The 23,878-nt window shown below is 53.8% G+C and carries 23 protein-coding genes; 8 read left to right on the forward strand and 15 right to left on the reverse strand.

What is annotated here, in order from left to right:
• Positions 1-189 precede the first annotated feature (189 nt).
• Positions 190-750: a D-glycero-beta-D-manno-heptose 1,7-bisphosphate 7-phosphatase gene (gmhB, locus tag L579_RS12735; RefSeq protein WP_021184644.1), complete on the reverse strand. Its 561-nt coding sequence runs from the start codon at positions 748-750 to the stop codon at positions 190-192.
• Positions 751-938: 188 nt separating this feature from the next.
• Between gmhB and metN the strand changes: the two genes are divergently transcribed.
• The 6 genes from metN to proS all read left to right on the forward strand — a co-directional run bounded on the left by metN (position 939) and on the right by proS (position 6,512).
• Positions 939-1,970, forward strand: coding sequence for a methionine ABC transporter ATP-binding protein MetN (gene metN / locus L579_RS12740; RefSeq protein ID WP_021184645.1), 1,032 nt, complete (start codon positions 939-941; stop codon positions 1,968-1,970).
• On the forward strand, positions 1,963-2,616 hold the full coding sequence (locus L579_RS12745; protein ID WP_021184646.1) for a methionine ABC transporter permease MetI: 654 nt from the start codon (positions 1,963-1,965) through the stop codon (positions 2,614-2,616). Before metN ends, L579_RS12745 begins: the two co-directional genes overlap by 8 nt.
• 36 nt (positions 2,617-2,652) lie before the next feature.
• On the forward strand, positions 2,653-3,468 hold the full coding sequence (locus L579_RS12750) for a MetQ/NlpA family lipoprotein (protein ID WP_013507969.1): 816 nt from the start codon (positions 2,653-2,655) through the stop codon (positions 3,466-3,468).
• 128 nt (positions 3,469-3,596) lie between these two features.
• Positions 3,597-3,998: an Rcs stress response system protein RcsF gene (gene rcsF / locus L579_RS12755; protein ID WP_021184647.1), complete on the forward strand. Its 402-nt coding sequence runs from the start codon at positions 3,597-3,599 to the stop codon at positions 3,996-3,998.
• Positions 3,995-4,702 (forward strand): tRNA (N6-threonylcarbamoyladenosine(37)-N6)-methyltransferase TrmO, encoded by a 708-nt coding sequence (tsaA, locus tag L579_RS12760; protein ID WP_021184648.1) that lies wholly within the window; start codon positions 3,995-3,997, stop codon positions 4,700-4,702. The genes rcsF and tsaA overlap by 4 nt, the downstream gene beginning before the upstream one ends.
• 91 nt (positions 4,703-4,793) lie before the next feature.
• Complete coding sequence (gene proS, locus L579_RS12765; RefSeq protein ID WP_021184649.1) at positions 4,794-6,512, forward strand: proline--tRNA ligase; 1,719 nt, start codon at positions 4,794-4,796, stop codon at positions 6,510-6,512.
• Positions 6,513-6,547: 35 nt separating this feature from the next.
• On the opposite strand, the gene arfB is transcribed toward proS, so the two are convergent.
• Entirely contained in the window at positions 6,548-6,958 is a 411-nt protein-coding gene (gene arfB / locus L579_RS12770) for an alternative ribosome rescue aminoacyl-tRNA hydrolase ArfB (protein WP_021184650.1), read from the reverse strand.
• A 216-nt stretch (positions 6,959-7,174) separates the two neighbouring features.
• Here arfB and L579_RS12775 point away from each other — a divergent pair, with 216 nt between their 5' ends.
• On the forward strand, positions 7,175-7,375 hold the full coding sequence (locus L579_RS12775) for a YaeP family protein (protein ID WP_013507964.1): 201 nt from the start codon (positions 7,175-7,177) through the stop codon (positions 7,373-7,375).
• Positions 7,362-7,625: a Rho-binding antiterminator gene (gene rof / locus L579_RS12780; protein WP_013507963.1), complete on the forward strand. Its 264-nt coding sequence runs from the start codon at positions 7,362-7,364 to the stop codon at positions 7,623-7,625. Before L579_RS12775 ends, rof begins: the two co-directional genes overlap by 14 nt.
• Before the next feature lie 40 nt (positions 7,626-7,665).
• Here the strand turns inward: rof and L579_RS12785 are convergent, their stop codons facing one another.
• The 13 genes from L579_RS12785 to bamA form a co-directional block, all read right to left on the reverse strand.
• Positions 7,666-7,974, reverse strand: coding sequence for a c-type cytochrome (locus L579_RS12785; RefSeq protein WP_036626609.1), 309 nt, complete (start codon positions 7,972-7,974; stop codon positions 7,666-7,668).
• A 14-nt stretch (positions 7,975-7,988) separates the two neighbouring features.
• Entirely contained in the window at positions 7,989-9,290 is a 1,302-nt protein-coding gene (tilS, locus tag L579_RS12790) for a tRNA lysidine(34) synthetase TilS (RefSeq protein WP_021184653.1), read from the reverse strand.
• 53 nt (positions 9,291-9,343) lie between these two features.
• The gene (locus L579_RS12795) at positions 9,344-9,733 is read right to left on the reverse strand and encodes a VOC family protein (RefSeq protein WP_021184654.1); all 390 of its coding nucleotides are present in this window, start codon (positions 9,731-9,733) and stop codon (positions 9,344-9,346) included.
• Positions 9,734-9,808: 75 nt separating this feature from the next.
• Complete coding sequence (locus tag L579_RS12800; protein ID WP_021184655.1) at positions 9,809-11,959, reverse strand: lysine decarboxylase LdcC; 2,151 nt, start codon at positions 11,957-11,959, stop codon at positions 9,809-9,811.
• A 134-nt stretch (positions 11,960-12,093) separates the two neighbouring features.
• On the reverse strand, positions 12,094-13,053 hold the full coding sequence (accA, locus tag L579_RS12805; protein WP_021184656.1) for an acetyl-CoA carboxylase carboxyl transferase subunit alpha: 960 nt from the start codon (positions 13,051-13,053) through the stop codon (positions 12,094-12,096).
• A gap of 12 nt (positions 13,054-13,065) precedes the next feature.
• Positions 13,066-16,548: a DNA polymerase III subunit alpha gene (gene dnaE, locus L579_RS12810; protein WP_021184657.1), complete on the reverse strand. Its 3,483-nt coding sequence runs from the start codon at positions 16,546-16,548 to the stop codon at positions 13,066-13,068.
• 31 nt (positions 16,549-16,579) lie between these two features.
• Entirely contained in the window at positions 16,580-17,206 is a 627-nt protein-coding gene (rnhB, locus tag L579_RS12815; RefSeq protein ID WP_021184658.1) for a ribonuclease HII, read from the reverse strand.
• On the reverse strand, positions 17,199-18,347 hold the full coding sequence (gene lpxB / locus L579_RS12820) for a lipid-A-disaccharide synthase (RefSeq protein WP_021184659.1): 1,149 nt from the start codon (positions 18,345-18,347) through the stop codon (positions 17,199-17,201). The genes rnhB and lpxB overlap by 8 nt, the downstream gene beginning before the upstream one ends.
• A gap of 3 nt (positions 18,348-18,350) precedes the next feature.
• A complete protein-coding gene (gene lpxA / locus L579_RS12825; protein WP_021184660.1) occupies positions 18,351-19,139 on the reverse strand; it encodes an acyl-ACP--UDP-N-acetylglucosamine O-acyltransferase in 789 nt (262 codons plus the stop codon).
• A 3-nt stretch (positions 19,140-19,142) separates the two neighbouring features.
• Positions 19,143-19,598 (reverse strand): 3-hydroxyacyl-ACP dehydratase FabZ, encoded by a 456-nt coding sequence (gene fabZ, locus L579_RS12830; protein WP_013507953.1) that lies wholly within the window; start codon positions 19,596-19,598, stop codon positions 19,143-19,145.
• A 195-nt stretch (positions 19,599-19,793) separates the two neighbouring features.
• Positions 19,794-20,819, reverse strand: coding sequence for a UDP-3-O-(3-hydroxymyristoyl)glucosamine N-acyltransferase (lpxD, locus tag L579_RS12835; protein ID WP_021184661.1), 1,026 nt, complete (start codon positions 20,817-20,819; stop codon positions 19,794-19,796).
• 3 nt (positions 20,820-20,822) lie between these two features.
• Entirely contained in the window at positions 20,823-21,323 is a 501-nt protein-coding gene (locus L579_RS12840) for an OmpH family outer membrane protein (RefSeq protein ID WP_013507951.1), read from the reverse strand.
• 105 nt (positions 21,324-21,428) lie between these two features.
• The gene (bamA, locus tag L579_RS12845) at positions 21,429-23,840 is read right to left on the reverse strand and encodes an outer membrane protein assembly factor BamA (protein ID WP_036626612.1); all 2,412 of its coding nucleotides are present in this window, start codon (positions 23,838-23,840) and stop codon (positions 21,429-21,431) included.
• Positions 23,841-23,878 lie beyond the last annotated feature (38 nt).

Here is a 23,878-nt window from a genome sequence, read left to right on the forward strand (position 1 = left end):
CTCCTTCAGAGTCAATCTCTTTTTCGAGATTTTTCTCTGGCGGGATGAATCACTTCGTCCCTTGCTGACCGTCTGCGTTGCCGCTTTGCCGTGTCAGTGGAGGCGCATTATAGGGAGACTCTGACGAAGCGCAAGCGTAAATTTCAACTTTTTTACTGTTCGGCTGAAATTTGTGCAAAAGGCCCGTTTTTAGCCCTTTTTAATACGTTCCGGCAGGTCAGCAAGGCTATCAATCACCCAATCCGCCGCCGCTTCGCCTTCCGCCGTCACCGGTTTACCGGTACGCACCAACACTTTCGTGCCTACACCAGCCGCCTGCGCCGCCTGCATATCTTCCAGTTTGTCGCCAACCATATAAGAAGCGGCCATATCTATATGGAGATGCTTCTGCGCCGACAGCAGCATACCAGGCTGCGGTTTACGGCAATCACATTGCTGGCGATACTCTTCAACCGTCGCATCCGGCAGATGCGGGCAGAAATAGATACCATCGAGATCAACATCGCGATCCGCCAGGGACCAGTCCATCCACTCCGTCAGCTGCATAAATTGGTCTTCCGTAAACATGCCGCGCGCAATGCCCGACTGATTGGTGACCAGTACCAGGGCAAAGCCCATTTTTTTCAGCGCCTGTAGCGCCTCAATGGTGCCATCAATAAACTGAAAATTATCGATCTCATGGACATAGCCGTGATCGACATTCAATGTGCCATCACGATCAAGAAAAATAGCCGGGACTTTGTTCGCCACGTAGAAACTCCTGCTGCAAAAATTGCCGGTCAGTATCGCATGATTGCGCATACTGAGAGAATGGCAGATTGAATGACTTTCATTGATTTAGCCGTCTGGATGCCTTACCATCCATCCAGATTTCACACGGCGTAGCCAGATGAAACCCGAAACACCACGGACAACGCAACACGATAATAATTAACCTAATGATTAAACTCGAAAATATTAGCAAAGTGTTCCAGCAAGGTTCACGCACCATTCAGGCGTTATCTAACGTCAGCCTGCATGTGCCTGCCGGACAGATTTATGGCGTCATCGGTGCATCCGGTGCCGGTAAAAGTACACTTATTCGCTGCGTCAATCTGCTGGAGCGTCCTACATCTGGCCGGGTATTGGTCGATGGTCAGGATCTGACCGCACTTTCCGAAGGTCAGTTGACACAGGCACGCCGTCAGATTGGCATGATTTTCCAGCATTTTAATTTGATGAACTCACGCACTGTCTTCGGCAACGTCGCTCTGCCGCTTGAGCTGGGCAATCTTTCTCGCGAGCAGATCAAACAGCGCGTCAGCGAGCTGCTGGACCTGGTGGGCCTGGCGGATAAACACGATGCCTGGCCGGCGAATCTGTCCGGTGGTCAAAAACAGCGTGTGGCGATTGCCCGTGCTCTGGCCAGCAACCCTAAAGTGCTGCTGTGCGACGAAGCCACCAGCGCTCTGGATCCGGCAACAACCCGTTCCATCCTCGAGTTGCTTAAAGATATCAATCGCCGTCTTGGTCTGACCATCCTGCTGATCACCCATGAAATGGATGTAGTGAAGCGCATCTGCGATCAGGTCGCCGTAATCAGTAATGGCGAACTGATTGAGCAAGACAGCGTTAGCGAAGTATTTTCTCATCCGAAAACACCGTTGGCGCAGCAGTTTATCCAGTCAACCCTGCATCTCGATATTCCTGACGATTACCAGCAACGCATGTCGGCCCAGCCAGGAAATGACACCGTACCTTTATTACGCCTGGAATTCACGGGCAAGTCGGTGGATGCGCCTCTGCTGTCAGAAGCGGCACGTCGCTTCAACGTTAATAACAATATTATTAGCGCGCAGATGGATTACGCCGGTGGCGTGAAGTTCGGCATTATGCTGGCCGAGATGGACGGCAGCGAAAATGATACGCAAGCCGCCATTGCCTGGTTGAAAGAGAATCATGTGAAAGTTGAGGTACTGGGTTATGTCTGAAGCGATGATGTGGCTACTGGGACGTGGCATTTGGGAAACGCTGATGATGACCTTTGTCTCCGGCTTCTTTGGCTTTGTGCTTGGCCTGCCCGTTGGCGTGTTGCTGTACGTCACCCGTCCCGGCCAAATTCTGGCGAACGCTGCGTTGTATCGCGTACTCTCGGCGCTGGTGAATATCTTCCGTTCCATCCCGTTCATTATCCTGCTGGTCTGGATGATTCCATTTACCCGCGCGATCGTGGGAACGTCGATCGGTCTACAGGCCGCGATTGTGCCGCTGACCGTGGGGGCCGCGCCGTTTATCGCCCGTATGGTTGAGAACGCCTTGCTCGAACTGCCCACCGGGTTGATCGAAGCGTCACGCGCGATGGGGGCCACACCGCTGCAAATCGTACGCAAGGTGTTGTTGCCTGAAGCCCTGCCGGGGCTGGTGAATGCCGCTACAATTACTCTGATTACGCTGGTTGGCTACTCCGCGATGGGTGGTGCGGTAGGTGCTGGCGGACTCGGCCAGATCGGCTATCAGTATGGTTACATCGGCTATAACGCCACCGTGATGAATACCGTTCTGGTCCTGTTGGTGGTGTTGGTTTATTTAATCCAATTCTGTGGCGACCGCATCGTGCGTGCTGTGTCCCATAAGTAAGCAAGCAATATCAATATTCTCTATTAAGGAAAGGATATGTCTTTTACATTTAAAAAGATTGCCGCTGTGGGCGCGCTGATTGGCGTGATTGCGCTGGCCGGATGCGATCAGAAAGCCAAAGATCCAAACCACATTAAAGTGGGTGTGATTGTTGGCGCCGAGCAGCAGGTTGCTGAAACGGCACAGAAAGTCGCGAAAGAGAAGTATGGCCTGGATGTTGAATTGGTCACCTTCAACGACTACGTTCTGCCGAACGAAGCCCTGAGCAAAGGCGATATCGATGTTAACGCCTTCCAGCACAAACCGTATCTGGATCAGCAGATCAAAGATCGTGGCTATAAGCTGGTACCGGTTGGTAACACCTTTGTTTACCCCATCGCGGGCTACTCCAAAAAGATCAAATCTCTGGATGAGTTGCAGAACGGCGCTCAGATCGCCATCCCGAATGACCCGACTAACCTTGGTCGTTCGCTGCTGCTGTTGCAGAAAGTGGGTCTGATTAAACTGAAAGACGGTGTTGGCCTGCTGCCGACCGCGCTGGATATCACCGAGAACCCGAAAAACCTGAAGATTGTTGAACTGGAAGCGCCGCAGTTGCCGCGTTCACTGGACGATCAGCAGATTGCGCTGGCAGTAATCAACACCACTTACGCCAGCCAGATTGGCCTGACCCCGGCTAAAGACGGTATCTTCGTTGAAGATAAAGATTCACCGTACGTGAACCTGATCGTTAGCCGTGAAGACAACAAAGACGCTGAAAACGTGAAGAAATTTGTTCAGGCTTATCAGTCTGACGAAGTCGCGGAAGCCGCGAACAAAATCTTCAACGGTGGTGCTGTGAAGGGCTGGTAATCCCCTCTTCTCATGCCATTCAGGGCGGCTTCGGCCGCCCTTTCTTTTGCCGGTTGTGGCAGCTGACTTGTTATTTACGGTTGTCCTTGTTTCAATAACGCCACTTTTTAAAACATGAGGATGTTGCCATGCGTTTTTTACCGCTCTGCTTGTTGGCATTGATGCTGACCGGGTGTGTGCGTGAATATCACCCGATAAGCAGTGCTTCATCGCACCCGCAGCAGCAATCCAGCGAACCGGAACGCCGCCCTGCGCCCCGTCCGGCCCCGGTGAAGATTTACACGGACGCGACCGATTTGGTCAGCAAACCTTTCCGTGACCTCGGCGAAGTGTCTGGCGATGATTGCCAGAGCAGCACCCAGGATTCACCGCCAAATATCAATACCGCCCGTAAACGCCTGCAACTGCGAGCGGCGGGAATGAAGGCGAACGCCGTGCTGCTGCATAAGTGCGAAATCGTCTCCAGCACTCCGGGTTGCTATCGTCAGGCCGTCTGTCAGGGTTCTGCACTGAAAGTTGCCAATCAATGAGTGAGTTTGCCTTTGCGCAAATCGGCGTAATTCATTCGCCGTGGAAAGAGAAATTCGCCGTGCCGCGCCAGCCGGGTCTGGTGCAGGATGGCACCGGTGAGCTGCATCTGCTGCCACCTTACAACCAGGCTGAAGCGGTACGCGGTCTTGAAGCGTTCAGCCATCTGTGGGTGCTGTTTGTTTTTCATCAAACCATGTCTGGCGGCTGGCGCCCCACTGTACGTCCACCACGCCTGGGTGGCAATGCGCGCATGGGCGTCTTTGCGACGCGTTCAACCTTCCGACCCAATCCGATTGGTATGTCGCTGGTTGAACTCAAAGGCATCCGTTGCGAAAAGCAGCAAGTCATTTTGCAGTTGGGCAGTTTAGATCTGGTGGATGGCACCCCGGTGGTCGATATCAAACCTTATCTGCCGTTTGCCGAAGCCTTACCGGATGCACGCGCCGGATTTGCCCAGCAGGCTCCCGAGGCAGCAATGCCGGTGCGTTTCTCTGCACTGGCGTTGGCGCAAATTCAACAGCAACAAAAAAACCACCCCCATTTGGCACGCTTTATCAGCGATGTACTGGCTCAGGATCCGCGCCCTGCTTATCGCAAAGGTGAGGCAGAAGATCGTGAATATGCTGCCTGGCTGCTCGATTTTAATGTGCGCTGGCGCATTGATGAGGCAGGCACCGAGGTGATCGCTCTCGATCCGCGCTAAAACGCGCTTTTGAGTGGCGGATCTCGCTGGTACACTAGCCGCCAGCAAAATTTTTTGTCAGTGACCTTCCGTATAACTGGAATCGTAATCAATGCGTACTACTCAATATTTGCTCTCCACTCTGAAGGAGACGCCCTCCGATGCGGAAGTTATCAGCCACCAGCTGATGCTGCGCGCCGGGATGATCCGTAAACTGGCTTCAGGACTTTATACCTGGCTGCCGACCGGTGTTCGCGTGCTGAGAAAAGTCGAAAACATCGTGCGTGAAGAGATGAACAACGCAGGCGCGATTGAAATCTCCATGCCGGTGGTTCAGCCTGCCGATCTGTGGGAAGAGAGTGGCCGTTGGGAGCAATATGGTCCCGAACTGCTGCGTATTAAAGACCGTCACGATCGCCCGTTCGTGTTGGGTCCGACGCATGAAGAAGTGGTCACTGACCTGATCCGTAACGAGTTGAGCTCTTACAAGCAATTGCCGCTCAACCTGTATCAGATCCAGACCAAGTTCCGTGACGAAGTGCGCCCACGCTTTGGGGTGATGCGTTCACGCGAGTTCATCATGAAAGATGCCTACTCGTTCCACACTTCGCAGGAATCGTTGCAGGAAACCTATGACGCGATGTATCGCGCCTACAGCCAGAGCTTCAGCCGTATGGGGCTGGACTTCCGTGCGGTACAGGCCGATACCGGTTCCATCGGTGGTAGCGCTTCACATGAATTCCAGGTGCTGGCGCAGAGCGGTGAAGATGATGTGATCTTCTCCAGCGAATCCGATTACGCCGCTAACATCGAGAAAGCTGAGGCTCTGGCCCCGGCTGGCGAACGTCCACAGCCGACACAACAGATGGTGCAGTTCGACACACCAAATGCGAAAACCATCGCCGAGTTGGTTGAACAGCATCAGTTGCCGATTGAGAAAACGGTCAAAACGCTGTTTGTTAAAGGCACCGAAGAGAGCGGCCATGCGCTGGTTGCCCTGCTGCTGCGTGGTGATCATCAGCTCAACGAAGTGAAAGCGGAGAAGCTGGATATCGTTGCCGCACCGCTGGAAATGGCGACCGAAGCCGAAATCCGTGCGGTTCTGGGCGCAGGTCCGGGTTCCCTCGGTCCGGTGGGTCTCACCATGCCGGTGATTGCTGACCGTACCGTGGCGAAAACCAGCGACTTCTGCGCCGGTGCCAACATCGATGGCAAACACTTCGCTGGAATTAACTGGGGCCGTGACTTGCCGGAACCGCGTGTCGAAGATATCCGCAACGTGGTGGAAGGCGATCCCAGCCCGGACGGTAAAGGCACGCTGCTGATCAAACGTGGTATCGAAGTTGGTCACATCTTCCAGCTCGGCACCAAATATTCCGATGCGCTGAAAGCGGCGGTGCAAGGCGAAGATGGTCGTAACCAAATCATGACCATGGGCTGCTACGGTATCGGTATCACCCGCGTGGTGGCGGCGGCCATTGAGCAGAACCATGACGAGCGTGGCATCATCTGGCCGGCAGCCCTGGCACCGTTCGAAGTGGCGATTCTGCCAATGAACATGCACAAATCTTTCCGTGTGAAAGAAGTCGCGGATGATCTGTACAACGCACTGCGTGCCAAAGGCATTGACGTGATTCTGGATGACCGTAAAGAGCGTCCGGGCGTGATGTTTGCCGATATGGAACTGATTGGTGTACCGCATACCATCGTGATCGGCGATCGCAACCTCGATAATGAAGAGATCGAGTACAAAGCGCGTTCCGCCAGCGAGAAAGAGATGATTAAGCACAGCGAAATCGTCGAATTCCTGGCAAAAGCCCTGAACAAGTAATCCCCCCAGAGCGCCTCTGATCAGAGGCGCTTTTTTTAACGCACTTTTCCCCGCAGCGCCTTGGTATTACTTCGCCGCGCTTTGCCGTCCAGTCGTCGTTCTTTCGATGCCCGGGTGGGACGTGTGGCACGCCTCACTTTTTCCACCGTTGTCAGTTCCCGAATTAAATTAATCAACCGCTGTAGCGCAGCTTCGCGATTCATCTCCTGGCTGCGATACTCCTGCGCTTTGATAATCACCACGCCATCCTCGGTGATCAAATGGTGGCGCGCGGCCAGCAGACGCTGTTTATAAAATGGCGGCAATGATGACGCGTTGATATCAAAACGCAGGTGGATGGCGGTCGAGGTTTTATTGACATGCTGCCCACCAGCACCCTGCGCACGGATGGCGCTCAACTCGACCTCATTTTCCGGCAGTGAAACCGAACGTGATACTACAATCATCTGTCACCTGCCGCAGGAAGGGTTCCTGTACCGCGTAATAACCTGTGCATTAACTTAACCTTTTGTGCGCTGTGCAGACGCTTAACAGCAGCGAATTTTGCCACTTTTCTGCTTTTCTCTGAATGCTTCGCGCTGTTCACTGGCTGATTTCAGTGAATTGCCTGTGATATAGTCTCCTATCAACCAGAGTATTGAAACTCTGCTGAGGAGGTGAATGTGCAAAAGTATTGTGAGTTAGTTCGCCAGAAGTATGCCGAAATTGGCAGCGGCGACCTGGGTTATGTGCCAGATGCCATTGGATGCGCGCTGAATGCACTCAATGATATTGCCGCTAATTCTGCGCTAAACTCTTCTGTCAGGGAACAGGCAGCCTATGCCGCTGCAAACTTATTGGTGAGCGACTATGTTGACGAATGAAGCCTACAAACCCATCAACTGCGATGACTACGACAACCTGGAACTCGCCTGCCAAAAACACTGGACGCTTGCGCTCGAATTAAAAAACGGTGATCAGCTCAAGGCGAAAGCCGTGGACATGATTTCACGCAAAAACGTCGAGTATCTTGCGGTCGACCTCTCCGGCGAAACACGCGAGCTGCGGCTCGATCACATCGCCAGCTTCAGCCACCCTGAGCTGGGCACCGTTATCGTCAGCGAAGACGAGTAACCTTCCTACGGGCGGGAAATCCCTCTCCCGCCCCCCTCGCTTATGGCTGTAGCGAGCTGTAATACGCCGACAGATCTTCCATATCCTGATCGCTTAACCCGGCTACAAACGCTTTCATTACCTCAGCCTGCCCCCCACTGCGTTCCCCTTTTTTGTAGGCTTGTAACGAGTGCAGCAGATAAGGTGCATGCTGTCCGGCCAGATTAGGATACAAAGGCACGGCGCTTTTTCCTTCCGCACCATGACAAGCCAGACAACTGGCCGCTTTTTGCGCCCCGGCCTTGATATCACCGTCGGCCAGCGCCGGCAGTGCCACGGCGAAAAGTGCCGCCGCGATCCAGTGTTTCATCATTGCTCTCCGTTTTATTGTTGTTGTAACCAGACCGCCGTCCAGCCTTGCTCATTGCTGGCCGCACCTTCACGGGTGATAAAAAATCCCGGCGCGCAAATTAACGTCTGGTTGTAGTAAATCAGTGGGATCCGTTCACGCTGCCAGGGCGGAACACCCAGCTCCTGCCACAGCTTTTTCACTTCACGTCCCCCCGCCCGTTCGATCAGGTGGAAATAGCCCTGGGCCTTAAAACGCACGCTCACCTGCTCATCATCGGTCGGGTAACGTAGCCGCGGGCTATCATGGCTTGCCTGTAACTCCCCGAGCGGTTCGGGCAAACGCAAGGGTTGCGAGAGGTTATGCCAGGTAAGTGAGTGCTGACTGAGGGAAGGCTGAGGCGCTAGCCAGTACAGGTGCTGGCGATAACGGCGCAGTTCAAAAGCACCAAAATGCAGACAGGGTTGGGCATCTTCCCGACTCTGCATCACTTCACGGGTGATGCGCAGCAATGCATCGCGTGAGGGCATGATTCCGCCCTGCTGCGCAATCCAGCGCCGCAGCAGCGCATGACGACGCGCTTCCTGCATGCTCAACAACGGCGTGAAGTTAAGTCGCCCCAGCTCATCCGTGAGTTGTGCCAATTGTTCCGCCAGCAACTCGTCCAGCAGTTGTTCCTGTTCACCACATAACGCGGCGCTGCGTGCAACCGCAGCGCTGAAATGCGGCCAGCGAGCATGCAATAACGGGAGTACCTGCTGGCGCAGAAAATTTCTGTCGTAGCGGCAATCCGCGTTGCTCTCGTCTTCGATCCAACGCAACTGATGCTCTGTCGCCCAACTTTCAAGTTGCTGACGACTGAAGGTCAACAATGGCCGCAGATGGGTGTTTTCCCCCACGATACGTTGTGATGGCATCGCGGCCAGGCCCGCCGGGCCACTGCCACGCTTTAGGGCCAGCAGCAGGGTTTCACACTGATCATCAAGATGCTGGGCGGTAAGTAAGTACTCACCGGGTTGTAGGTGTTGAAACAACGCCTGATAACGTGCATCGCGCGCTGCCGCTTCTATCCCCTGCTCATGCCCATCCACCTGCACTCGCAACACCTCACAGGGGACTTGCCACTGCTGGCAAAGGTGCTGGCAATGTGCTGCCCAACTATCAGCATTGGGGCTTAAACCATGATGGACATGCAATGCGCGCAGTTGAAACTGTGGATGTTGTCGTTGCCAGCAAACCAGTTGATGCAACAACACGGTGGAATCCAGCCCACCGCTGAACGCCAGCACGCAGCGGGCATCGGGTGTCAGCAGTGCAGCAAGATGGGACAAAGACATGGCGCAATCCGTAAGGGCGAACCGCCCGATTGCGGCTCGCGACGGGCGCTATTTTACGCCTGATATAGCTCCAGCGGCAAACCATCGGGGTCAGAGAAGAAGGTACAGGTTTTACCGGTCAACGCATCAATACGAATCGGTTCGCAAACCACCCCCTTCTCAGCCAGCGCCGCGACCGATTGTTCCACATCCTCAACACAAAATGCCAGATGACGTAAGCCACAGGCTTCCGGCTGACTGACGCGTGCTGGCGGTGACGGGAAGGAGAACAGTTCGATAGTGTAGACACCATTCAGCCCGAGATCCCCTTTCCACGAATCACGCTCTGCACGATAAAACTCCCCCAGCAATTCAAAGCCCAGCACATCACAATAGAATGCCTTACTGCGCGCATAATCGGTGGCGATAATGGCAATGTGGTGGATCTGTTTAATCTGTAGCATAGTGGCTCCGGTTATCGGCTTAGCCGCTTACCTTACGTGGCAGGCGGCCTGGTGAAAAGAGGCTTTTGTCCGAACTTAATGGTCGTTCTCGCCTTTAAGCACCCGTACCAGATAACGCCCATCCTCGGTCAACGTCGCGCCGTGAATGTCCGTTTCGAAACCGGGGTAGTGCCGCCCGATAGTGCAGAGCATCAACAGAAAATCGAGCACCGCGCGACTCTGCTCAGTGATCATTTCTCCCGGCATCACCAAAGGGACACCTGGCGGATAGGGCAAAATCATATTGGCGGAGATGCGTCCCACCAGCTCGCGGATATCGACCGTTTCCACCAGGCCTTTTACCTGCTGTTGAAATGCCTGATGCGGGGTCATCTTCATCTCTGGCAACACGTCAAAAGCTTTGAGCATCAGGCGCGGCAGATCGTGTTGCAGGATCAACTGATGGATGCCCTGGGCCAGCGTCTGAATACGCATGTTGCGATAGAAATCAGGATCTTCGGCGTAGAGATCCGGCAACATGTTTTTTACCCGCAGATTGAGATCATAAGCGCGCTTAAATTCGGTCAGGCCACGCAGCACGCTCATCGCTTTGGTCTTATCGATGCCAATACTGAACAGGAACAGCAGGTTATACGGACCGGTTTTTTCCACCACCACGCCACGCTGGTCGAGGAATTTTGCCACCAGCGCCGCCGGAATCCCCTCTTCCGCCATCACCCCCAGCTCGCTCATTCCTGGCGTCAGGATGGTTACCTTAATTGGATCAAGGTACATATGATCGCGGTCGGCCTGGGTAAAACCGTGCCAGTCTTCCTCACCCGGCTGGATCGGCCAGCATTCCGCTTCATCCACTTTTTCCGGCTGCCAGATATCAAAGAACCACCCCTCTGACTCTTCACGCAAACGCTGGATCTCACGCCGGAAATGCAACGCCCGTTCTACCGAACGATTGATCAGGCGCTTACCCGGATTGCCGCGCAACATCGCCGCCGCCGTCTCAATCGACGAGACAATGGCGTAATTTGGCGAGGTGGTGGTATGCATCATGTAGGCTTCGTTAAAGGTCTGCTCATCGTAATCACCCTTGATGTGAATAAGCGACGCCTGGGAAAATGCCGCCAGCAGTTTATGCGTTGATTGCGTTTCGTAGAACACTTTACCCGGCACCCGATCGCCACTCATGCCACTTTTTCCGTCATAGATCGGGTGGAAATTGGTATAGGGCACCCACGCGGAATCGAAGTGGATCGACGGCACATCCAGCGTCTGTTTGATGTATTGCGTGTTGTACAGTAAGCCGTCGTAGGTTGAGTTAGTGATCACCGCATGCACCGGCCAGCTGGCGCGCGGCGTGCTTTCCACTTTCTGCTGGATGCTGTCGCGGGTGAACTCCCGCTTGGGAATACCGCCAAGAATGCCGAGCGCGTTGCGCGTTGGCTTCAGCCAGAGCGGGATAATGTCGCTCATCATCAACAGATGGGTCAGGGATTTATGGCAGTTGCGGTCAATCAAGACCGTGCTACCCGCTGGAGCCGCATACATGCCCACGATCTTATTCGAGGTCGAGGTGCCATTGGTCACCATATAGCTTTGCTCAGCACCAAAAGTCCGCGCGACGTACTCCTCAGCTTCCAGATGCGGGCCGGTGTGATCAAGCAGGGAACCCAGTTCCGTCACTGAAATCGAGATATCCGCTTTTAACGTATTCGCGCCAAAAAAGTCGTAGAACAAACTTCCCACCGGGCTTTTCTGAAACGCAGTTCCCCCCATATGCCCTGGAGTACAGAAGGTGTACTTGCCCTCATTGACATAGGTGAACAGCGCTTTGGTCAGTGGCGGTGTGATTTTGTCGATGTATTCGTCGGTGTACTGGCGGATATGCAACGCGATATCGTCAGCCATGCTGAGCGCGTATTCGAAGAAATGCAACGCCATGCGCATCTCGTTAATGCTGACATCCATTTGTGAATGGGTGTTGATAAACGCGTACAGCGGCAGATATTCATTGAGCTGATTGATTTCACTGCACAGCGCCAGACTGTAATCGTCCCAGTCAAAAACCACGCCACAGATGCGCGGGTTATGTTCAATCAGCTTCAGCAGGTCGCTGGCATTGGTGGGATAGACGGTCTGGAAACCTTGCAGCTTCAGTGCAGCATCCAGTTCACGCATGGGTTCATCTTTGTAGAAAACCCCGTGCGGTCCCATGATCGCAAGAATATTCAATGCTCACCTCCTGTGGTGTTGTGGCACTGAATAAGGATAGCGAAAAGCGGGGGCGGATTACCGTCAGAATGCTCTGCTGTTGCGCAGGCATAAAAAAAGCGGACCGAAGTCCGCTTTTTTTGATCATCAGCTTATCAGGCGTAGCCGTAGCTCATCAGACGCTGATAACGACGGTTCAGCAGCTCTTCGGTGCTGAGAACATCGAGATCGGCCAGATCAGCCAGCAGCTGCTTTTTCAGTGCTTCGGCCATATCCACCGGCTGACGGTGTGCACCACCCAGCGGTTCCGGGATGATGGAGTCGATCAGTTTCAACTCTTTCAGACGATCAGCGGTGATGCCCATTGCTTCTGCCGCCAGCGGTGCTTTGTCAGCGCTTTTCCACAGAATGGAGGCACAGCCTTCCGGTGAGATCACCGAATAGGTGCTGTACTGCAACATGTTGACCTTATCGCCCACACCAATCGCCAGTGCACCACCTGAGCCGCCTTCGCCGATCACGGTACAAATTACCGGGATTTTCAGGCCAGACATCTCGCGCAGGTTACGGGCAATCGCTTCCGACTGACCACGTTCCTCTGCACCAACGCCCGGATATGCACCCGGGGTGTCGATGAAGGTGATCAACGGCATCTTAAAGCGTTCAGCCATCTCCATCAGGCGCAGCGCCTTACGGTAGCCCTCTGGTGCTGGCATACCGAAGTTGCGACGAATTTTCTCTTTGGTTTCACGGCCTTTCTGATGACCAATGATCATCACCGGACGGCCATCGAGACGGGCGATACCACCGACAATCGCTTTATCGTCGGCATAGGCACGATCGCCAGCCAGCTCGTCAAAATCATCAAAGGCATTGCGGACATAGTCCAGCGTATAAGGACGCAGCGGGTGACGCGCCAGTTGCGCGACCTGCCATGCACCCAAATCGGAGAAGATTTTACGTGTCAGCTCTACGCTTTTTTCGCGCAGACGCTGCACTTCTTCGTCCAGATTAATATCGTGTTTCTCATCCTGACGGCCAATCGATTTCAGCGAGTCGATTTTCGCTTCCAGTTCTGCGATTGGCTGTTCAAAATCCAGGTAATTAAGACTCATAATGTTCCTGTTTTAGTCAAACTCCAGTTCCACCTGCTCCGACCCAACTAACGACCGCAAATCGTTGAGTAAACGATCGCTGGGCGAAATACGCCACGCTGCACCAAAGCGCAGCTTCGCCCGCGCATCTGCTCTCTGATAATAGAGATGCACCGGAATAGTCCCGGAGCGATGAGGCTCCAGAGACTGGCGGAGACGGTTTAAAAGCTGGTCATCAATTTGCCTGTCCGTCAGCGAGATAGCAAGACCACGCGCGTATTTTTCCCGCGCTTCGTCAATGTCCATCACTTCGCGGGCGGTCATTTTAAGGCCGCCACTGAAGTCATCAAAGCTGACCTGTCCGCTAACGATCAGGATTCGGTCCTTCTCCAGCAATTGCTGGTATTTATCCAATGCATCGGTAAATAACATCACCTCCAGACGCCCAGAGCGGTCATCCAGAGTACAGATACCAATTCGGTTGCCACGCTTGGTGACCATCGTACGGGCAGCAATCACCAGCCCCGCCGCGACGGTCACTTTACCACGATCGGTTGGATGCATGTCTTTGAGACGCATCCCGCCAACGTAACGTTCAATTTCTTTCAGATACTGATTAATCGGATGGCCGGTGAGATACAGGCCCAGCGTTTCACGTTCGCCATCCAGCTGAATCTGTTCCGGCCACGGTGTCACGCTGGCGTACGATTTCTCTACCTGCTCCGGTTCTTCTGCCAGCACGCCAAACATATCCGCCTGGCCGATGGCCTCGGCTTTCGCATGTTGATCGGCGGCTTTCAGCGCATCGCTGAGGGAGCTCATCAGCGCAGCACGATGCGGGCCGAGACGATCGAACGCACCGGACATGATCAGTTTTTCCATCACGCGACGGTTGATCTTTTTGGTGTCGGTACGGGCGCAGAGATCAAACAGTTCTTTGAAGTAACCATCCCGGTTACGCGCCTCGAGGATCGCTTCAATCGGGCCTTCACCCACGCCTTTGATCGCACCGATACCGTAAACGATCTCACCCTCATCGTTCACATGGAACGGATAAAGCCCGGAGTTGATATCTGGCGGCAGCACCTTGAGGCCCATACGCCAGCACTCATCCACCAGCCCCACCACTTTCTCGGTGTTATCCATATCCGCGGTCATTACCGCCGCCATAAATTCTGCCGGATAGTGGGCTTTCAACCACAACGTTTGATAAGAAACCAGCGCATAGGCAGCGGAGTGCGATTTGTTGAAGCCATAACCAGCGAATTTCTCCACCAGGTCGAAGATCTTCATCGCCAGCTCGCCGTTGACGCCCATCTTCTCCGCTCCATCCTGGAACACGGAGCGCTGCTTCGCCATCTCTTCCGGTTTCTTTTTACCCATCGCACGACGCAGCATATCCGCGCCGCCAAGAGTATAACCGGACAGCACCTGGGCGATCTGCATCACCTGTTCCTGGTAAAGGATGATGCCGTAGGTCGGTTCCAGCACCGGTTGCAGCGACTCATGCTGCCACTCGATATCCGGGTAAGAGATCGCTTCGCGGCCATGCTTACGGTCGATAAAGTTATCTACCATGCCGGACTGCAACGGGCCCGGACGGAACAACGCCACCAATGCGATCATATCTTCGAAGCAGTCAGGCTTCAGACGTTTGATCAGATCCTTCATGCCGCGCGATTCAAGCTGGAACACGGCGGTGGTTTCCGCGCGTTGCAGCATGTCGAAACTCTTTTTATCGTCGAGCGGAATGGCTGCGATATCAATCGGTTCCAGGCCCTGCTTCTCACGGCGCGGGTTAATCATCTTCAGCGCCCAGTCGATAATGGTGAGCGTGCGCAAGCCGAGGAAGTCGAACTTCACCAGACCGGCATATTCCACGTCATTTTTATCGAATTGCGTGACCGGGTGGTTGCCGTTTTCATCGCAGTACAGCGGTGCAAAATCGGTAATTTTGGTCGGCGCGATCACCACGCCACCGGCGTGTTTACCGGCGTTACGCGTGACACCTTCCAGCTTACGCGCCATGTCGATCAGCGCTTTAACCTCTTCATCTGCCTCGTAGATTTCCGGCAACTGCGGTTCGGCAGCAAAGGCTTTTTCCAGCGTCATGCCCGGATCGGGCGGCACCAGCTTGGAGATACGATCAACAAAGCCGTAAGGATGCCCCAGCACACGGCCTACGTCGCGGATCACCGCTTTTGCTGCCATCGTACCAAAGGTAATGATCTGCGATACCGCATCGCGGCCATACATCTCAGCAACGTGGTCGATCACCTGGTCACGTTTTTCCATACAGAAGTCGACGTCGAAGTCAGGCATCGACACACGTTCCGGGTTCAGGAAACGTTCGAACAGCAGGTCAAACTCCAGCGGATCAAGATCGGTAATCTTCAGCGCATAAGCGACCAGCGAACCGGCACCGGAACCACGTCCCGGTCCTACCGGTACGCCGTTATCCTTCGACCACTGGATAAACTCCATCACGATCAGGAAGTAGCCGGGGAAGCCCATCTGGTTAATAACGTTAAGTTCAATCTCCAGACGTTCATCATATTCCGGGCGTTTCTCGGCACGCACTGCCGGATCGGGGAACAGGAATTCCAGACGCTCTTCCAAACCTTCCCGTGATTTCACCACGAGAAAATCTTCGGTGGTCATATCACCGGTCGGGAACTGCGGCAGGAAGTACTCACCCAGTCGCACGGTGACATTACAACGCTTAGCAATTTCTACGCTATTTTCCAGCGCTTCCGGGATGTCCGAGAACAACTCGCACATCTCCGCTTCGCTGCGCATATATTGCTGAGGGCTGTAGTTACGCGGACGTTTAGGATCGTCGAGCGTGTAACCATCATGAATTGCCACGCGAATTTCATGCGCGTCAAAATCATCTTCGTTGAGGAAGCACACTTCATTGGTTGCCACCACCGGCACGCCTTCGGCAATTGCCAGCTCAACCGCCGCGTGCAGGTAGCTCTCCTCATCCGGGCGACCCGTGCGCGTCAATTCAAGATAGTAACGATCGGGGAAGTGCTGCTGATAGAACGCCAGGCACTGCGCCACCAGCGCATTGTTGCCGCGCAATAAGCTGCGTCCCACATCGCCACGACGGCCACCGGAAAGCAGAATCAAGCCTTCCTGATACTCAGCCAGCCAGTCACGATCAATGACCGGCCCGGCAATACCGTAACCCCGTTGGTAAGCGCGTGAAATCAGTAATGTCAGGTTCTGATAACCGGTGTTGTTCGCCGCCAGCACGGTGAGCTGTGTCAGCTCATCGCCCATCAGCTCGCTGGCAACGTTAAAATCGGCGCCAATAATCGGCTTCACCCCAGCACCGTGCGCGGTGCCATAGAATTTCACCAGCCCGCACAGGTTGGTGAAATCAGTAATGCCAATAGCAGGCATCCCTAATGAGGCAGCCTTTTTTACCAGCGGCCCGGTCTTCGCCAGGCCATCAACCATTGAGTAGTCGCTGTGAACGCGCAGATGTATAAAACGGGGTTCAGCCATATCAGTTTCCGGTTAAAACAGCGTCAGGCTATTAAAGCGTAGTCGGCTGGCGTGCGGCCAGCACGTCGGCATCAATCAGAGCGTTACGCACCGGCGCAAAGCTGCGGCGATGATGAGGCGTAGCACCATACTGGGTCAATTTTTCCATATGCAGTGCCGTCGGATAACCCTTGTGCTGAGCGAAGCCATACTGCGGGAAGAGAAGATCCAGTTCGGCCATTTCACGATCGCGCGTCACCTTCGCCAGGATCGACGCGGCGCTGATCTCTGCAACCAGGCTATCACCCTTAACTACCGCCTGTGATGGCATCGGCAAAGCCGGGCAACGGTTGCCATCGATCAAAACAAAATCAGGCACCACAGGTAAACCTGCCACCGCACGCTGCATCGCCAGCATGGTCGCATGCAGAATGTTGATCTGATCGATCTCTTCCGGTTCCGCACGCCCCAGACTCCAGGCCAGTGCTTTTTCTTTGATCTCGTCATACAACGCCAGACGACGTTTTTCCGACAATTTTTTGGAATCGGCCAGACCGACAATCGGCTTTGCAGGGTCAAGGATCACCGCTGCCGTCACCACCGCGCCGACCAGCGGGCCACGCCCGACCTCATCAACACCGGCAATCAGCCGCGCATTGGGATAAATAAACTCAGCCATGAGCAATCTCCAGTACGGCATCCGCGGCCTGCTCATCAGCATTCCAGCGAATTTGTGCATGTAGTTCGTTAAACGTCGCAAGCAACGCATCACGCTCGGCACCCGCATGTAACAGCGGCTCCAGCGCAGCGGCTAAGGCTGCCGGCTGACATTCATCCTGCAACAACTCCTTCACCAACTCGCGCCCGGCAAGCAGATTCGGTAAGGAGACGTAAGGGGTTTTGACCAGCCGCTTCGCCAGCCAGAAGGTGAAAGGTTTCATGCGATAACCCACCACCATCGGACATTTCGCCAGCATACACTCCAGTGCCGCGGTTCCCGATGCCAGAATCGCTGCATCGCTGGCAATCATCGCTTCACGTCCTTTACCATCCAGCAGGTGCATCGGTAATTCCGGTGCCACTTCTGCTTTGATGTGCTCGAACTGTTCACGACGCTTCGCATTTACCAGAGGCACCACGATTTCAAGACGAGGATAGTGCTGGCGCAGCAGTTGAGCGGCACGCAGAAAATCGGCGCTCAGCATTTCCACTTCGGCACCACGGCTACCCGGCAACAGGCCCAGGCAGATTGCATCATCAGCAATCCCTAAACCACGACGCGCTGCCAGTTTATCCGGCTGCATCGGCATCGCATCGGCCATAGTGTGGCCGATAAAACGGCACGGCACATTGAAACGATCATAGAACGCTTTTTCAAACGGCAGAAATGCCAATACGAGGTTAGTATTGCGGCCGATTTTGAATACGCGTTTTTGACGCCAGGCCCAGACTGAGGGACTGACATAATGAATGGTGCGAATTCCGGCGCGTTTCAGACGACCTTCGAGCGTGATATTGAAATCAGGCGCATCAATGCCGACAAACACATCCGGTTGCAGCGCAGTGAAGCGCTGCGTCAGGTCACGGCGGATTTTCAGCAGCCGCGGCAGACGTTCCAGCACTTCAACAATGCCCATCACCGCCAACTCTTCCATCTCATACCAGGCTTCACAGCCTTCAGCCTGCATACGCGGACCGGCAACGCCGACAAAGCGAGCATCAGGATGGCGCGCTTTTAACGCACGAATGAGACCGGCACCAAGAATATCGCCGGAGGTTTCTCCGGCGACCAGGGCAATCGTTAAGGGACGCACTGACATGGATTAACGAATCAATCCACGGGTTGAGCGGGCAAAGAAGTCATAGAAAGGCTGAACTTCGCTATGCTGTTTTGCCAGCGCTTCAATCTCCGGCTTCACTTCATCCAGCGTTTTACTGCTGCGATACAGCAACTTGTACGCATTGCGAATCGCATGCAGGGCTTCTTTGCTGAATCCACGACGCTTCAGACCTTCGATGTTGATACCAAAAGGTGTCGCATGGTTACCCTGCGCAATGACGTACGGTGGTACGTCCTGCGCGACACCGGAACAACCGCCGACCATCACATGAGCGCCAATGGTGCACCACTGGTGTACTGCCGTCATCCCACCGATGATAGCGAAATCATCAACCGTGACGTGGCCACCCAGCGTAGCGTTATTGGCGAAAATGCAGCGATTGCCAATTACGCAATCATGTGCAATATGCGCGTTCACCATCAGCAGGTTGTCACTGCCGATTTTGGTCAGGCTACCACCCTGTATCGTACCGCGATGAATCGTGACACTTTCGCGGATACGGTTGCGATCGCCAATTTCCACACGCGTCGGCTCACCCGCATACTTCAGGTCCTGATTCACTTCGCCAATCGAAGCAAACTGGTAGATCTGGTTATCCTTACCAATACGCGTATGGCCATTCACCACCACATGCGATTTAAGCACCGTACCTTCACCAATTTCCACGTTGGCACCAATAAAGCAAAATGGGCCGATGTGAACATTGGCGCCGATCACGGCACCTTCTTCAATAACGGAACTGGGATGGATGCTGGCGGTTGAATCAATCACTAATTATGCCTCCCGGCTACGGGCACACATCATGGTCGCTTCACAGACAATCTTACCGTCTACGGTTGCTACGCCTTTGAAGCGCGTCAGGCCACGACGGGTTTTCTCGAATGTCACTTCCATGATCATCTGATCGCCCGGTACCACCGGACGCTTGAAACGGGCTTCATCGATGCCGGCGAAGTAGTAAAGCTCGCCCGGCTCCAGTTTGCCGACACTTTTGAATGCCAGAATACCGGTGGCCTGCGCCATCGCTTCCAGGATCAGAACGCCTGGGAAAATCGGTTTACCAGGGAAGTGCCCCTGGAAAAACGGTTCGTTTACAGAAACGTTCTTCACCGCACGCAGATATTTATGCTCTTCAAATTCCAATACACGGTCAACCAGCAGGAATGGATAGCGGTGCGGCAGCAGTTCTAAAATCTCTTCAATTTTCAGAGTATGCGTTTCAGTAGTCAAAATACTCTTCCTGTCCTAAAAATTCTGATGGCAACAATAACACGGCCTGCAACGATCAAAATGATCATCCGCAGGCCGCAAATCAGTTCGGTGGCGTCTCGCTTCCCTGCGATACCTGCTGCACATGCTCAGACAAAGTCTGAGCGGGTAAAGAAGGTACGCTGCTTATTATGAAGCCGGTGTCGTGGGATGGCGTTACTCGTCTTTACCGACTTTACGCTCGATGGCTTTGAGGCGTTTGCTCATGTCATCGATATTCATCACCAACGCTGCCGTTTTACGCCAGGTTTTGTTGGGTTGCAGCGGAATACCCGAAGAGTATACCCCAGGCTCTGTGATTGGGCGCATAACCATGCCCATTCCCGTCACGGTGACTTTGTCACAGATTTCCATATGTCCGTTAATGACGCTGGCGCCGCCAATCATACAGTAACGGCCAATCTTCAGACTACCCGCCATGATCACACCACCAGCAACCGCGGTGTTATCACCGATCACAACGTTGTGTGCAATCTGACATTGGTTATCTATGATAACACCATTGCCGATCAGAGTGTTATCCAACGCACCGCGATCGATGGTTGTACAGGCGCCAATTTCCACCCGATCACCAATCACCACCGTGCCCAACTGCGGGATTTTCACCCAATTGCCACGATCGTTAGCATACCCGAATCCATCCGCACCGATGACGGTGCCTGACTGAATCAGACAATCCTGACCAATCTGGATTTCGTGATAAATCGTCACGTTAGCCCACAGGCGTGTACCGCGACCAATACGCGTGTGCTTACCAACAAAACACCCGGCGCCGATGACGACGTCGTCGCCCAGCTCAACACCGGACTCGATCACCGCATTCGCACCCACCGAGACATTGCTTCCCAGCTTGGCCGTTGGGTCGATCACGGCGCTGGGCGCGATATTCTGCGCGGGCTGAGGCGTGGTGTCCAGCAGTTGTGCCATGCGGGCATAGGTCAGGTAAGGATTTTTCACCACCAGCGCGGCCGTATTACACCACTCCAGATCCGCTTCCGTCAGCACCACGGCCGAAGCCTGCACCTGGGCGAGTTGCTCGCGGTAACGGCTGTTTGCAAGAAAAGTGATTTGGCCAGTTGTGGCGGATTGCATAGAAGCAATGCCGGAGATGGCGATATCGCCATCTCCGTGCAATTCTGCATCCAACTGCTGGGCTAAATCAGCCAGTCGAATAGATGACATCGATTATTTAACCTGTTTTACAACGTCAGCAGTGATGTCTTTAGCATCAGAAGAAGTGTACAGCACAGCCTGAGAGTCCAGGACCAGATCGTACCCTCCGCTTTTCGCTACAGACTGAACAGCAGTCTGGATTTTAGCCAGCAGCTTGTTACGTTCCTGCATCTGACGGGTCTGGTTGTCTTTCTCAAAAGCCTGAGCTTTTGATTCGAAAGCAGCACGTTCAGAAGCGATCTGCTTCTCTTTCTTGGTACGGTCGCTTGCTTTCATGGTTGAAGCATTGCGTTGCAGATCCTGAATCTCCTGCTGGATTTTCTGCTGCTGAGACTGGAGGTCAGAGGCACGGCCCTGGAACTCACTCTCAAGTTGCTTAGCAACGACAGCACGCTGCGGAGACTGCTGGAAAACCTGGCTCAGGTTAACAACGGCGATTTTGTCTGCCGCCTGGGCGCCAGCAGAAGCAGCTAATGCAACACCCAGAGCAGCGGCACAGAACAACTTTTTCACTATAAACTCCTTACCCTCAACATGTGTGTTTGCAGCGTGTAGCCAGGCTACACGCATGCAGACTCTCTTTATACCTTTTGGGTATACACTTCCCTGCTCAGAGCTTTACCAGGTTTTACCGATGTTAAACTGGAACTGCTCTGACTTGTCTCCCTCGACTTTCTTGATCGGTTGGGCATACGAGAAGACCAACGGTCCCAACGGTGACATCCACTGTAGTGCGATACCGCTGGATACGCGAATATTGTTTGGATCGCTGTAATCCGGGATCCCTGCCGCACGCGTTTCTGCGGTGTTCTGCCATTTGGTATCCCAGACAGTACCCGCATCGAAAAATACCGACGTACGTACTGAGTTAGCATACTTCTCGCTCAGGAACGGTGTTGGGGTGATCAGCTCAAGGCTTGCCACCGCCATCGCGTTACCACCGACCGCATCATCTGACTTACAGATGCCATTCGGATCGGACAGCGTACAGGTTGACGAGCCATCATTCAGGTACGCCGCTTTCGGACCAATGGTGTTGGACTGGAAGCCACGAACCGTGCTGGAGCCACCCGCATAGAAGTTCTCATAGAACGGCATCTCTTTACCGCCGAGTCCGTCACCATAACCAACACGGCCACGACCTAACAGCACCCAGGTACGATCACGGTTGATCGGAACGTATTGTTGGGTATCCAGCGTCGCTTTGTAGAAGCTGTTATCTGAACCCGGGATGGTCACTTTACCGTTCAGGTTGGTACGGTTACCGGATGTCGGGAAGAAACCGCGGTCCAGGGTGTTGTACGTCCAACCATAGTTGAAGGTGAAGTCATTCGCGGAGAAATCACCATCATCATTCAGCTCCTGATGACGTCCTACCGAATCAAGATAACGCCACATCGCCACCTGCGGCTGCATATTGGAAAGGTCGTTATGAACATAACCTAAACCAACACGTAAGGTGTTGTTTTCATTGATCGGGAAGCCCAGCGTGCCATCAACACCATAACTTTTATTGGTGTAGTCAGACAGGTCAGCATCATCCGCTTTAAAGTCGTTATAGAAAATACGACCGCCCAGGCTGACACCGTCCACCGTGAAATACGGATCGGTCAGTGAGAATTCAGCATAGGTCTGATAATCGTTTTTGGTCCCACTGATACCCACGGTGTTACCCGTGCCGAGCCAGTTGTCCTGGGTCACGCCAACCTGGAAGCTCACGCCACTTTCTGTGCCGTAGCCCACACCGAAGTTGAATGTACCGGTGTTACGTTCCTTAACCTTGTAGACCACGTCAACCTGGTCAGGTGAGCCCGGCACGCGCTGCGTATCCACGTCTACCGTTTCGAAGTAACCGGTACGGTTCAGACGTTCTTTACCCTGCTCAACCAGATCGCTGCCCAACCATGCGCCTTCCATCTGACGCATTTCACGACGCAGTACCGAGTCCTTCGAGGTATCGTTACCTTCGAAACGGACTTTACGCACGTAGTAACGGTTCCCGGCATCAACGTTGATATGCAGTTTTACCGTCTTGTCGGCATCATTAATTTCCGGCTGAGTGACCACGCGAGGATAAGCATAACCGTAGCGACCCAACAGTTTTTTGATGTCGTCTTCCATCTGAGTGACTTTGGTGCCGTTATACAGCTCACCCGATGGGATCTTCGTCAGATGTTCAATTTCCGCCGAGTGACCCGCCATGCTGCCGTTAACAATCACACCCGCGATCTTGTACTGATCGCCTTCGGTAATGTTGACGGTGATGTAGATCCCTTTCTTGTCCGGCGTCAGGCTCACCTGCGTTGAATCAATATTAAAACGCGCATAACCGCGATCCAGATAGAAGCTGCGCAGGGTTTCGAGGTCCCCGGCAAGTTTCTGTTTCTGGTATTTACGATCGCCCACCACGTTCCACCACGGCACTTCGTCACGCAACTGGAAACGGGAGATCAGTTCATCAGAACTAAAGGCTTTGTTGCCCACGATGTTGATCTGCTGAATCTGAGCAGAAACACCTTCCTGGAAGACAAATTTCAGGTCAACACGGTTACGTGGCAGCGGAGTAGCAATCGCTTTAACGCTGGCGGTGTATTTACCGACGCTGTAGTAGAAATCCTCCAGGCCCTTCTCAATTGAAGAAAGCGTGGTGCGGTCAAGTGCTTCACCGACACGGATACCAGAAGCCTCAAGGTTCTGTTTCAGCTGATCTTCTTTCACCGCTTTGTTGCCGGAGAAAGTGATGCTGGCAATGGTCGGACGTTCTTTCACCTGGACAATCAGCGTAGTACCGTCGCGCAGAACCTGAACATCTTCGAAGTTACCGGTGGCGAACAGTGAGCGAATGGTATTTCTGATGTCATCATCATTCACTGTATCGCCGACACGTACCGGCATACTCAGCAGAGCCGCGCCGACGGCGACTCGCTGTAGCCCTTCGAAATGAATATCCTTCACCACGAAATCGTCTGCACCGTAAACGGTGGCGCTGCTAAACAGCAGCGACGCTATGAGCAACTTTTTCATCGCCATCGTTGTTATGCGTTTTCCTAACACATCCCACGCCTGTC

This window comes from Pantoea sp. AS-PWVM4, from assembly GCF_000468095.1.
Lineage (GTDB): Bacteria > Pseudomonadota > Gammaproteobacteria > Enterobacterales > Enterobacteriaceae > Pantoea > Pantoea phytobeneficialis.